The organism is Streptomyces narbonensis, assembly GCF_014649015.1.
Lineage (GTDB): Bacteria > Actinomycetota > Actinomycetes > Streptomycetales > Streptomycetaceae > Streptomyces > Streptomyces narbonensis.
The window spans coordinates 15871-27905 of record NZ_BMSF01000034.1 but is presented as its reverse complement, the minus strand read 5'-3'; the positions used below and the strand labels follow the sequence as shown (position 1 = coordinate 27905).

11 protein-coding genes are annotated in these 12035 nt (G+C 71.9%); 4 read left to right on the top strand and 7 right to left on the bottom strand.

Translation table 11 applies throughout. The features are described from left to right. Positions 1-358: 358 nt before the first annotated feature. From IE124_RS33545 to IE124_RS33530, 4 genes are all read right to left on the bottom strand, one after another. Positions 359-1450 (bottom strand): hypothetical protein, encoded by a 1092-nt coding sequence (locus IE124_RS33545; protein WP_189513715.1) that lies wholly within the window; start codon positions 1448-1450, stop codon positions 359-361. A 12-nt stretch (positions 1451-1462) separates the two neighbouring features. Next, positions 1463-1759: a DUF4193 domain-containing protein gene (locus tag IE124_RS33540; RefSeq protein WP_003955561.1), complete on the bottom strand. Its 297-nt coding sequence runs from the start codon at positions 1757-1759 to the stop codon at positions 1463-1465. A 395-nt stretch (positions 1760-2154) separates the two neighbouring features. After that, positions 2155-3393 (bottom strand): sensor histidine kinase, encoded by a 1239-nt coding sequence (locus IE124_RS33535; protein ID WP_189513713.1) that lies wholly within the window; start codon positions 3391-3393, stop codon positions 2155-2157. Between the two features lie 5 nt (positions 3394-3398). Continuing rightward, positions 3399-4052 carry a response regulator transcription factor gene (locus IE124_RS33530; protein WP_017237674.1) on the bottom strand — a complete coding sequence of 218 codons (654 nt, stop codon included), beginning with the start codon at positions 4050-4052 and terminating at the stop codon, positions 3399-3401. Between the two features lie 385 nt (positions 4053-4437). Here IE124_RS33530 and IE124_RS33525 point away from each other — a divergent pair, with 385 nt between their 5' ends. After that, positions 4438-4608, top strand: a complete 171-nt coding sequence (locus IE124_RS33525; RefSeq protein WP_189513711.1) for a hypothetical protein — start codon at positions 4438-4440, stop codon at positions 4606-4608. A 92-nt stretch (positions 4609-4700) separates the two neighbouring features. Here the strand turns inward: IE124_RS33525 and IE124_RS33520 are convergent, their stop codons facing one another. Beyond that, the gene (locus IE124_RS33520) at positions 4701-5501 is read right to left on the bottom strand and encodes an inositol monophosphatase family protein (protein WP_189513718.1); all 801 of its coding nucleotides are present in this window, start codon (positions 5499-5501) and stop codon (positions 4701-4703) included. A gap of 36 nt (positions 5502-5537) precedes the next feature. Beyond that, a complete protein-coding gene (locus IE124_RS33515) occupies positions 5538-6665 on the bottom strand; it encodes a ferrochelatase (protein ID WP_189513709.1) in 1128 nt (375 codons plus the stop codon). Positions 6666-6874: 209 nt separating this feature from the next. Here IE124_RS33515 and IE124_RS33510 point away from each other — a divergent pair, with 209 nt between their 5' ends. Both IE124_RS33510 and IE124_RS33505 read left to right on the top strand, forming a co-directional pair. After that, positions 6875-8137, top strand: a complete 1263-nt coding sequence (locus IE124_RS33510; RefSeq protein WP_189513707.1) for an MFS transporter — start codon at positions 6875-6877, stop codon at positions 8135-8137. Next, positions 8079-9416, top strand: coding sequence for a D-arabinono-1,4-lactone oxidase (locus IE124_RS33505; protein ID WP_189513705.1), 1338 nt, complete (start codon positions 8079-8081; stop codon positions 9414-9416). The genes IE124_RS33510 and IE124_RS33505 overlap by 59 nt, the downstream gene beginning before the upstream one ends. Positions 9417-9419: 3 nt before the next feature. On the opposite strand, the gene IE124_RS33500 is transcribed toward IE124_RS33505, so the two are convergent. Then, positions 9420-10439 (bottom strand): hypothetical protein, encoded by a 1020-nt coding sequence (locus IE124_RS33500; protein WP_229833141.1) that lies wholly within the window; start codon positions 10437-10439, stop codon positions 9420-9422. Between the two features lie 445 nt (positions 10440-10884). Here IE124_RS33500 and sepH point away from each other — a divergent pair, with 445 nt between their 5' ends. Further along, a complete protein-coding gene (sepH, locus tag IE124_RS33495) occupies positions 10885-11952 on the top strand; it encodes a septation protein SepH (RefSeq protein ID WP_189513703.1) in 1068 nt (355 codons plus the stop codon). The last annotated feature ends 83 nt before the right edge of the window (positions 11953-12035 follow it).

Sequence of the window (12035 nt, the reverse complement as noted above, 5' to 3'; positions counted from 1 at the left end):
CGGGTGGAAGCCCACGTACTGGACGTACGTGGGCTTTCGCCCGGTGCGGCGAGAGTGCGTGCCTGGGGGCACCTCCCAGCGGTAGCTGGGGGAGCGTTGCGGGGCAGACGGGAGTTTGACGACACCCCCTAGGGGGTGTCTTGCCGATCCGGTCGGGCTCGCGGGGTCTGGCACCGCGCTCCCCCGTAGCCCTTCGGGCACGGGAGGTACCCCCACGCCGCGTTGTCGTCACTCGCCATGGTCCCCCGTAGCCCTTCGGGCACGGGAGGTTCCCCCACCGCCATGACTCCCTCCTCCGCCTTGCGATGCACGGCACCAGACCCCGCTCCCTGATCCGACCTGACCGGCAAGACACCCCCTAGAAGCCGAGCTCCTTCGGGTTCTCGGGCTGCTCCAGCGGGGGCAGGTCCCCGAGGGCTTCCCAGGGGATCTGGCGGGCGCGCAGGTCCTTGCGGATGTGCGCCGCGAGCTTCTTGGTGTCGCGCCGGTTCATGACCGCGCCGACGGCGGCGCCGACCATGAAGGGCGTGAGGTTCGGCAGGTTGCGGACCATGCGCTTCATGATCTGCTGGCGCAGTTCGCGTTTGAGCTGCCCGCCGAGCGCCGCGTTGACGGTGGTGGGCTTGGAGGGGTCGATGCCCCGCTCCTCGGACCAGGAGGTCAGATAGGCCATCGAGCGCTGGGTGATCCGGCCGGGCGGGCGCAGTCCGTACACCTCGTGCAGTTCGGCGATGAGTTTGAGTTCGACCGCGGCGACGCCGGTGATCTCGGCCGCCAGTTCGGCCGGCATGGCCGGCGGTACGGGCAGCATGGCGGCGGCGCCGACGCCGGCACCGACGGTCGAGCTCGCGTTCGCCGCGCCCAGGACGAGCTTGTCGGCGATCTCCTCGGGGCCGAGCCCGGGGAAATGTCTGCGCAGGGTCGCCAGGTCGCGGACCGGGATCCGCGGGGCGAGGTCGATCAGCCGGTCGGCCAGATGGCCGATGCCGGCCTTGGCACTGTCGCCGCTGCGCTTCACGCCGTCCTTGACGCTGCGCGCGACGCCGCGCCGGACGGCTTCGATCCGGTCGGAGTCGATCTTGATCTTGTCGAGTCGGGCCCGCGTCGGGTTGGCCAGCCGCCTGACGGCGCCCAGTCGTGCCTGGCGCGCTTCGCCCCGGCCACCCTCGGCCCGCTCCACGGGGAACGGCGTCGTGTCCGGTCCGGCGGCCCGACCGGGGAGCGGCTCGCCGCGCACACCGGTTATCGCCTCGATGTCCGCGACGACCGCTTCGAGCGAGGCCGAAGGGCCTCGCTCGTCGTCACGTACGCCGAGGGAGGGCAGGGGGGCGGCCTGCGCGGCGTCAGGGGCCTCCTGGGCACCCTCTGCCGGGCTCGTGCCGCCCTTGCGCGTCTCCGGGCTCCCAGGGAGCCGCAGACGCCGCTTCCGGGACGGTGTCTCGCCTGCCACGGCCGAGCGGTCTCAGTCGCAGTCGCGGCAGATCGGCTGGCCGTTCTTCTCTCGCGCCAGCTGGCTGCGGTGGTGCACGAGGAAGCAGCTCATGCACGTGAACTCGTCGGCCTGCTTGGGCAGGACCCGGACGGCCAGCTCCTCGTTCGAGAGGTCGGCGCCGGGAAGCTCCAGGCCTTCGGCGGCCTCGAACTCGTCGACGTCGACGGTCGAGGTCGACTTGTCGTTCCGGCGGGCCTTCAGTTCTTCAAGGCTGTCCGAGTCGACGTCGTCGTCGGTCTTGCGTGGGGTGTCGTAATCCGTTGCCATGTCGCTCTCCCCCTCTGGGTAGTTGCGGTGTCTCCAGCGCACGTAACGCGTGAGAGGTCGGACTTGTGCCCGACCTGAGGCGGAGATTTTGCCTCACATCAAGGTCTGTTACTCAATCGACACCCGTCGCGCCCTCTCACGAGTGATCGGCTTCGGGTGGCGAACCGGACCGTACACGGTCCTCCGGGCGCCCTTCACAGGCGCCACCCCGTGTACTTCCCGTCATTCCGGGCCCCGGAAACCCGGACTTTTCCTGGTTTTCCGAGGGATTTCTCGGTCACGGAGAGTGGAGGTCCGGACACCCTCTCCTGTGATCGATCACACATGAGCGTCTCAGAATCGGGGCCCGGGAATTCCGCGCAAAGCGAACGGAACCGGTCGGCTCGTGCAGTGTGTCAGATCGGCAGAGTGACGCGCATCACGAGACCTCCGCCCTCGCGGGGCTCCGCGATGATACGGCCGCCGTGGGCGCGAGCCACGGATCGGGCGATCGACAGGCCGAGACCGACCCCCTTGTCGCTGCCGGTGCGCTCCTGCCGGAGCCGCCGGAACGGCTCGAAGAGGTTGTCGATCTCGTATGCGGGGACCACCGGTCCCGTGTTCGAGACGACCAGGACCGCCTGCCCGTGCTGGGCCTCCGTGTCGACCTGCACCCAGCCTCCTTCCGGCACGTTGTACCGCACGGCGTTCTGGAGCAGGTTCAGTGCGATCCGCTCCAGCAGAACGCCGTTTCCCTGGACGACGGCGGGCCCGCGCTCGCCGCGGATCTCCACGCCCTTGGCCAGGGCCTCGGCGTGCGTCTGGTCGATCGCCCGGTCGGCGACCTCGGCGAGGTCGACGGCCTTGCGCTCGATGATCTGGTTGTCGCTCCGGGCGAGCAGCAGCAGGCCCTCCACGAGCTGCTCGCTGCGCTCGTTGGTGGCGAGCAGGGTCTTGCCGAGCTGCTGGAGCTCCACGGGTGCCCCGGGGTCCGAGAGGTGGACCTCCAGGAGCGTGCGGTTGATCGCGAGCGGCGTGCGCAGCTCGTGCGAGGCGTTCGCGACGAAGCGCTGCTGGGCGGTGAAGGCCCGCTCCAGGCGCTCCAGCATCTCGTCGAAGGTGTCGGCGAGCTCCTTGAGCTCGTCGTCGGGGCCGTCCAGCTCGATCCGGCGGGCCAGGTCGGAACCGGCCACCTGACGGGCGGTGCGGGTGATCCGGCCCAGCGGGGACAGCACCCGGCCCGCCATGGCGTAGCCGAAGGCGAAGGCGATGATGCTCAGGCCGAGCAGGGCGAAGAGCGAGCGGCGCAGGAGGTCCTCGAGCGCCCGGTCGCTCTGGTACTGCAGGCAGACCGACACGGCGTCGTTGAACTGCTCGCCGGTGCCCTGCACGGGCAGCTCGCACCAGGAGGTGGTGGGCTGCACCTTGCCTTCGACGATCTTGAACGGCAGATGGGCGGCGCTGTCGCTCAGGGCCTGCGCCGTGAAGAGGTAGATGATCGAGAGCAGCAGGATGCCGGCGATCAGGAACATTCCGCCGTACAGCAGCGTGAGCCGTATCCGGATGGTCGGGCGCAGCAGCGGCCGGACGGGGTCCCGGGGGTCCCAGGTCGGTTTCGGCGGCGCCTGGGGGTGCGGCGCGGAGGTCGTGGGCATCGGGGTCAGATCCGGTACCCGGAGCCGGGCACGGTGACGATGACCGGGGGCTCGCCGAGCTTGCGACGCAGGGTCATGACGGTGACGCGCACGACGTTGGTGAACGGGTCGGTGTTCTCGTCCCAGGCCTTCTCCAGGAGCTGCTCGGCCGAGACGACGGCGCCCTCGCTGCGCATGAGGACCTCCAGGACGGCGAACTCCTTCGGCGCGAGCTGGACCTCCTTGCCCTCGCGGAAGACCTCGCGGCGGTTCGGGTCGAGCTTGATGCCGGCGCGCTCCAGGACGGGCGGGAGCGGCACCGTGGTGCGCCGGCCGAGCGCGCGCACGCGGGCGGTGAGCTCGGTGAAGGCGAAGGGCTTGGGCAGGTAGTCGTCCGCGCCCAGCTCCAGGCCCTCGACGCGGTCGCTGACGTCTCCGGACGCGGTGAGCATCAGCACGCGCGTGGGCATGCCGAGCTCGACGATCTTGCGGCAGACGTCGTCACCGTGGACGAGCGGGAGGTCGCGGTCGAGGACGACGACGTCGTAGTCGTTCACCCCGACGCGCTCAAGGGCCGCGGCGCCGTCGTACACGACGTCGACTGCCATGGCCTCCCGGCGCAGTCCGGTGGCCACCGCATCGGCGAGCAGCTGCTCGTCCTCGACGACGAGTACACGCACGTCGTAGTCCTTCCCTTGAGCCGCGGTCCGAAGGGGGACCGGCTGAAAACCTGAGCACTGACTGTGCGTGTCCATCCTGCCCCGAACGCGCGTAAACCGGCTGTAAGACGGGTGTGCGGGGCCCAGGGCTCGGGGGGTGGTGCGGCGGGGGCGCGCGGCGGGCGCGTGACCCCTCCGTCAGCGGCTCCCGAAGAATTCACCTGATTCACGGGCCAGTTGAGGTTTCTGTGAGGAAGGGGGTGGGGAGGACGACTGCACACCCCGTGATCACGCCCTGTATGTGGCGCGCCACATACCGCCCTCTGTCCCCCAGAGGCAGCAGCGTGTGATCCACCCACCCTCGGCACACCCCCGTGCCACCGGACCCACGACGAGGGGGCGCACGATGGACGCTTTCACCGCAGGACTGCTGCACCGGATCAAGGCCACGCAGACCGACCTCACGCGCGCTCGTGAGACGGGCGACGACTTCCTCGCGGACGTCGAGCAGGCCGAGCTTGACGACCTGCACCGCCTGGCCGCCGAGCACGGCGTGGAGGTCGCGCCGGGCCACTGACCGGCCTCACACGTGTCGAGGGCCCGGAGCCATAGCGGCTCCGGGCCCTCGCGCGTTCCGGTCCCGCGGGAGACCGCGGAACCGGGGAACCGCTAGTCGTGCCAGGCGCCGAGCTCCTCCAGGAGCTCCTGGAGGGGCGCGAAGAGGCCCGGGGAGGCCGCCAGGGTCAGCTCGCCCGACTCCGGCTCCCCCGGCCGGCCACCGGTGAGGGCACCGGCCTCGCGGGCGATGAGCGCTCCCGCGGCGAGGTCCCACGGGTTGAGTCCGCGCTCGTAGTACGCGTCGAGGCGGCCGGCCGCGACGTCGCAGAGGTCGATCGCGGCCGAGCCGCCGCGGCGGATGTCGCGGACGCGCGGGATCACGCGCTGGGCCACGTCGGCCTGATGGGCGCGGCGGGACTGGATGTATCCGAAGCCGGTGCCCACGAGGGCCTGGTCGAGCTCGGGCGAGGGACGGGCCGCGAGGCGCCGCTCCCCCGCGTACGCGCCGCCGCCGAGGACCGCGCGGTACGTCTCGCCGCGCATCGGCGCCGCGACCACGCCGACCAGGGTCTCGCCGTCCCGCTCGGCGGCGATGGAGACCGCCCAGGTGGGCAGGCCGTAGAGGTAGTTCACGGTGCCGTCGAGCGGGTCGATCACCCAGCGGATGCCGCTGCTGCCGGGGCTCGACGCGCCCTCCTCGCCGAGGAAGCCGTCCTGCGGCCGGTGCTCGGAGAGGAAGCCGGTGATGAGCTTCTCGGCGGCGATGTCCATCTCGGTGACGACGTCGATGGGGCTCGACTTGGTCTTCGCCACGGCCAGGTCGTCCGGCCGGCCGTCGCGGAGGAGGGCTCCGGCCCGCCGCGCGGCCTCCAGGCCGAGGTCGAGCAGTTCGGCGAGCAGCGGGTCGCTCACGTCGGTCATGCCGTTCAGGTCGGTCACAAGGGCTCCTTACGCGTACGGGCTGTCGGCGCCGGCCGCCGCGGGGCGCTCCGTCCTGGCCGGGCAGCAGCCGATCGGGCACAGGTCGTGGGAGGGGCCGAGCGCGCCCAGGGCGCACCGCTCCACCCGGGTGCCCCGCTCGCCCGCGGCCCGCTCCAGGACGAGGTCGCGGACGGCCGCGGCGAAGCGCGGGTCGGCCCCGACGGTCGCCGAGCGCCGGACGGGCAGGCCGAGCTCGGCCGCCTTGGCGGTGGCCTCCGTGTCGAGGTCGTAGAGGACCTCCATGTGGTCGGAGACGAAGCCGATGGGGACCATGACGGCCGCGGACACCCCGGCGCCGTGCAGCTCCTCCAGGTGGTCGCAGATGTCGGGCTCGAGCCACGGGATGTGCGGGGCGCCGCTGCGGGACTGGTAGACGAGTTTCCAGGGGTACGCGATGCCGGTCGCCTCGCGGACGGCCTCGACGATCACCTGGGCCACGTCGAGGTGCTGGCGCACGTAGGCACCGCCCTCGCCGTGCTCGGCGACCGGTCCCGAGCTGTCGGCGGCGGAGTCGGGGATGGAGTGGGTGGTGAAGGCGAGGTGGGCCCCGTCGCGGACGGACGGGTCGAGCTCCGCGAGGGAGGCGAGGACGCCCTCGACCATGGGCTCGACGAAGCCGGGGTGGTTGAAGTAGTGCCGGAGCTTGTCGACGCGGGGCAGCGGGAGCCCCTCCGCTTCCAGGGTGGCGAGCGCGTCGGCGAGGTTCTCGCGGTACTGGCGGCAGCCCGAGTAGGAGGCGTACGCGCTGGTGGTGAGGACGGCGATGTGGCGCCGGCCGTCGGTGATCATCTCGCGGAGGGTGTCGGTGAGGTACGGCGCCCAGTTCCGGTTTCCCCAGTGGACCGGGAGGTCGAGGCCGGCCTCCGCGAAGTCCGTCCGCAGCGCGTCGAGCAGCGCGCGGTTCTGGTCGTTGATCGGGCTGACGCCGCCGAAGAGGAAGTAGTGCTGCCCCACTTCCTTGAGCCGTTCCTTCGGAATGCCTCGGCCGCGCGTCACGTTCTCCAGGAACGGGACCACGTCGTCCGGGCCCTCGGGGCCGCCGAACGAGAGCAGCAGCAGGGCGTCGTACGGGGCGGGATCGTGCTGATCGGACATGGCCCGATCCTCCCACCCGCTTCCGGTGCCGGAGGGCGCGGCCCGTCGGACGGCTCGCGTGAAGCGGTACTCGTCCGCGAAGGCGGTCGTCGTCCGGAAGAATGGGGGATGACCGATCGACTTCAACACCGTAGGCTTTAGCTATTAATTACACGTGTTGATTCGTCGCGCGGAGCCGTGCTCCGAAGCACGGAGATCCGGAGATCCTCTTGCCCAGCCCCTACCGCGCGATCTTCGCCGCGCCCGGCACCACCTCGTTCTCCGTGGCCGGATTCTTCGGACGCATGCCCTTGTCCATGATGGGCATCGGCATCGTCACCATGATTTCGCAGGTCACCGGCAGGTACGGACTCGCCGGCGCCCTCGCGGCGACGCTCGCGATGTCCGCCGCGGTCCTCGGGCCGCTGGTGTCGCGCCTGGTCGACCGCCACGGACAACGGCAGGTCCTCCGCCCGGTGACGCTGGTCTCGCTCGCCGCCGGCGCCGGCCTCCTCGTCTGTGTGCAGCAGCGGACCCCGGACTGGACGCTCTTCGTCTTCACGGCCGTGATCGGCTGCGTGCCGAGCGTCGGCGCGATGACCCGGTCCCGCTGGGCGGAGATCTACCGGGGCGACGAGCGGCGCCTCCACACCGCGTACTCGTGGGAGTCGATCGTCGACGAGGTGTGCTTCATCTTCGGCCCGATCATCTCCATCGGCCTGTCGACGACCTGGTTCCCCGAAGCCGGCCCGCTGTTCGCCGGGATGTTCCTGGCGATCGGCGTCTTCTGGCTGACCGCCCAGCGCGGCACGGAGCCCGTACCGCACCCCCGGGTGAGCGGCGAGAAGAGCGTGTCCGCGCTCCGCTCCCCCGGCCTGCAGGTCCTGGCCCTCGCCTTCGTCGCCACCGGAGCCATCTTCGGCTCGGTGGACGTGGTGACCGTGGCCTTCGCCGAAGAGCAGGGGCACAAGGCCGCCGCGAGCCTCGTCCTGGCCGTCTACGCCCTGGGCTCCTGCCTCGCCGGCGCGGTCTTCGGACTCCTGCACCTCAAGGGCGAACCGTCCCGCCGTTGGCTTCTGGGCGTCTGCGCCATGGCCGTGAGTATGATCCCCCTCCTACTGGCCGGGAACTTGCCGTTGCTGGCCGTGGCGCTCTTTGTCGCGGGCCTGTCCATCGCACCGACGATGGTGACCACGATGGCCCTCGTCGAAGCGCACGTACCGCGCACCAAGCTGACCGAGGGCATGACCTGGACGGGTACCGGGCTCGCGATCGGTGTGGCGCTCGGCTCCTCGGCCGCCGGCTGGGTGGTCGACGCGTCCGGGGCGGAGGCGGGGTACGTGGTGCCTGTCGTCTCGGGCGCGCTCGCGGTCGCGGTGGGTCTCCTCGGACACCGCCGGCTGCGCAGGCCGGCGCCGGACCGGGAGGGGAAGCGTGAGCGGGACAACAGCGGGGTCGGGGAGCACCAGGACGGCGAGCAGCCCGTGGCGTAACTGGGCGGGGAACGTCACGTCCCGTCCTGTGCGGGAGGCGAGTCCGGCCTCGGCCGAGGAGCTGGCCGAGGTGGTGCGCAGGGCCGCCGCGGACGGGCTGCGGGTGAAGACGGTCGGCACCGGCCACTCCTTCACCTCGATCGCGGCCACCGACGGCGTGCTGATCAGGCCGGGGCTGCTGACCGGCATCCGGCGCATCGACCGCGAGGCGATGACCGTCACGGTCGAGTCGGGCACCCCGCTCAAGCGGCTCAACGTGGCACTGGCCCGGGAGGGCCTGTCGCTCACGAACATGGGCGACATCATGGAGCAGACCGTCGCCGGGGCCACCTCCACGGGCACCCACGGCACGGGCCGCGACTCCGCCTCGATAGCGGCGCAGATCCGCGAGCTGGAACTGGTCACGGCGGACGGGCAGCTGCTGACCTGCTCGGAGAAGGAGAATCCCGAGGTCTTCGCGGCCGCCCGGATCGGGCTCGGCGCCCTCGGCGTGGTCACCGCCCTCACCTTCGCGGTCGAGCCGGTCTTCTTCCTCACCGCCCGCGAGGAGCCGATGACCTTCGACCGGGTCACCTCGGAGTTCGACGCGCTGCACGCGGAGAACGAGCACTTCGAGTTCTACTGGTTCCCCCACACGGACAACTGCAACACCAAGCGCAACAACCGCAGCGCCGGCCCCGCCGCTCCTCCCGGGAAGGTCAGCGGCTGGATCGAGGACGAGCTCCTCTCCAACGGGATCTTCCAGCTCGCCTGCTCGGTGGGCCGCGCGGTCCCGCCGGTCATCCCCTCGATCGCCAAGGTCTCCAGCCGGGCCCTGTCGGCCCGTACGTACACCGACATCCCGTACAAGGTCTTCACCTCGCCGCGCCGGGTGCGCTTCCTGGAGATGGAGTACGCGCTGCCGCGTGAGGCGGCGGTCTCGGCGCTGCGCGAGGTCAAGGAGATGGTCGAGCGCTCGCCGCTCAAGGTGAGCTTCCCGGTGGAGGTGCGCACCGCCCCGGCGGACGACATCGTGCTGTCCACGGCCTCCGGGCGGGAGACCGCCTACATCGCCGTCCACCTCTACAAGGGAACGCCCCACCGCGCCTACTTCACCGCGGTGGAGCGCATCATGACGGCGCACGGGGGGCGCCCCCACTGGGGCAAGATCCACACCCGTGACGCCGCCTACTTCTCCGAGGTGTATCCGCGCTTCGCCGAGTTCACGGCGCTGCGCGACCGGCTGGACCCGGACCGGCTCTTCGCCAACGACTACCTGCGCCGGGTCCTGGGCGACTGACCGTCAGCCTGCGTCGCCCGTGGCCGGAGCCGTCGGGGCCCCGGGGTCGGCGGCCCCGGTGGTCGGGGCCTGGGTCGGTGCCGTCGGCGTCACGGGGGCCGTGGGCCCGGTCGGGCCGGTCGTGGGCTCCGTCGGCTCCGCCGGGTCGGTCGGACCCGTCGTGGGGCCGGTGGTGGGGCCGGTCGGGTCCGGCGTGGGCGTCGTGCCGCCGTCGGTGGAGTCCGAGGACGTCGGGTCCGGGTCGGGGGTCACGGTGCCGGCGCCGGTGCCCGGCTTCTCCGGGTCCGGCGTGGCGCCCGTCTCGGGCGTGCCGTCGCCGTCCTCCCGCTGCCCGGTGCCGTCGGCGGAGCCGGAGGGCGTCGGCGCGGGGTTGCCTCCCCGGTCCGGGGCGTCCTGCCCCGAGCTCCCGCCGCCACGGACGACGGATCCGAACGTGGTCGTCCCCTGGGTGCCGCTGAAGTCCCGGCCCGAGACCAGTTCGTAGGCGGTGATCCCGCCCATGGTGACGCCGAAGACCAGGGCCGCGGCGATCGCCGGGCGCTTCCAGCCGCGGACGCGGGTGCCGTGCGTGGTCGCCGCGCCGAACTCCCCGTCGAACGGGACGGAGTCCGTGGGGGCGGGCGGCGGGACCGTGCCGAGCATCAGCGTGTGCCGGTCCCTGTCACCCGCCGCGTGGGCGGCCGGGAGCGGCACCTGACGGGCCTTCGGCTTGGCGGCGGCGGTCGCGTCGCGCACCTGCTCGCCCGTGCGCCGGAACAGGTGCTGGAAGAGCGGGCCGCCGCAGGTGGCGATGACGCTGATCACGCCGGCGCCGAGGATCGTGCCGTACACCCCGAGGGTGGAGGCGAGTTTGGCGGCGATGACCGCGGCCAGGGCGCTGCCCGAGACCTGAGCCACGCTCAGGTCGATCCTTCTCCTGCCGGGACCGCTCTCCGCTGCCGCGTCCGCGCCCCGCCCCACCTCCGTCTTCTCCGGAATTCCCGGCTCGTCCGTGTCGGTCTCCGGCCTGTGACGCATCTCCAACCCCTGATGACTCATCCGTTCGGCTTGCACCCAGAAGGGACAAATGGGCGAAGGGAATGGTTCCGCTTCTGCCGGTTCTGTGAAGAGGGACACGTAAGGGGCAAGATCGCGGAGACTCAACTCCCGTACCGCCCGAGAAGTTGGGCGGCGCGCCGGTCCACCCAAGTGGCCCGAATGGAGTACATTGGCGAACCCTGGGACCGGACGCCTTCACGGGTGCCCGGGATCGGGGAGGGGGCCGAACGTGGCACTCGAACCGGCGGCGCCGCTGCACCGCACGGAGACCCGCTGCACAGCGTGACCGTCAGTCACTCTGAGTGGCGAACAGGTAACCGTGCCATAACGGCGCTCCAGGGTCCATGCCCGACACGCCGGGCAACTCGGCAAGGTAGTGGCAGGCTGCACCCGGGCAGGCCACACTCGACTAGCGGAAGCAGCGACGCACGTGACGTCGGCAGGCACCACCCGGGAGGTCCCCATGCCCGAACTGCGTGTCGTGGCCGTCTCCAACGACGGCACACGACTGGTGCTGAAGGCTGCTGACAGCACGGAGTACACACTTCCGATCGACGAGCGGCTCCGCGCCGCCGTGCGCAACGACCGCGCGCGCCTCGGTCAGATCGAGATCGAGGTGGAGAGCCACCTCCGCCCCCGTGACATCCAGGCCCGTATAAGGGCCGGTGCCTCCGCCGAGGAGGTCGCCCAGCTCGCCGGCATCCCCGTCGACCGCGTGCGCCGCTTCGAGGGCCCCGTCCTCGCGGAGCGCGCCTTCATGGCGGAGCGGGCCCGCAAGACCCCGGTCCGCAGGCCCGGGGAGAACAGCGGCCCGCAGCTCGGCGAGGCGGTGCAGGAGCGGCTGCTGCTGCGCGGCGCCGACAAGGACACCGTGCAGTGGGACTCGTGGCGGCGCGACGACGGCACCTGGGAGGTGCTGCTCGTCTACCGCGTCGCGGGCGAGGTCCACACGGCCAGCTGGACGTACGACCCGCCCAGGCGGCTCGTCCAGGCCGTGGACGACGAGGCGCGCGCGCTGATCGGCGAGACGGACGACACGATCGCCGCCGCCCCGGAGCCGAGCTTCCCCTTCGTGCCGCGCATCGCCCGGCTGCCCCGGGACCGGCCCCTGGACCGGGCGCTCGACCGCCAGCTGGAGCGGCTGGAGCGGCCCGCCCCGGCGCCCGCGCCCGAGCCGGAGGAGGAGCGGGACACGCTGACGAGCCTCCTGGAGGCCGTCCCGAGCTTCCGCGGCGACATGGTCGTGCCCGAGCCTCCGGAGACGGAGCCCTCGGAGGAGCAGGAGGCGGAGGAGCCCCCGGCCCCGGCCGCCTCGGCGGGCGCGGGTGCCGCGTACGCCGACGTCCTGATGCCGCGCGCCGTCTCCGGCCACCGCGACCGCCTCACCGGCACCACCGACCGCCAGGCCGAGGCCGACGGCGTCCGCCCCGGCCGCCGCGCCGCGGTGCCCAGCTGGGACGAGATCGTCTTCGGCACCCGGCGCAAGAAGCAGGAGTGATCCGCGTACGCGGATGAGAGCGATACGGGAGAGGGCCCGCGCCGGGCAGCTTGGCCGGCGCGGGCCCTTTCCCGTGTGCGTAC

Coding starts and splice junctions, on each gene's coding strand:
- IE124_RS33540 (WP_003955561.1), bottom strand. CDS start 1,759: ATGGCAACGGATTACGACACCCCACGCAAGACCGACGACGACGTCGAC.
- IE124_RS33535 (WP_189513713.1), bottom strand. CDS start 3,393: ATGCCCACGACCTCCGCGCCGCACCCCCAGGCGCCGCCGAAACCGACC.
- IE124_RS33525 (WP_189513711.1), top strand. CDS start 4,438: ATGGACGCTTTCACCGCAGGACTGCTGCACCGGATCAAGGCCACGCAG.
- IE124_RS33515 (WP_189513709.1), bottom strand. CDS start 6,665: ATGTCCGATCAGCACGATCCCGCCCCGTACGACGCCCTGCTGCTGCTC.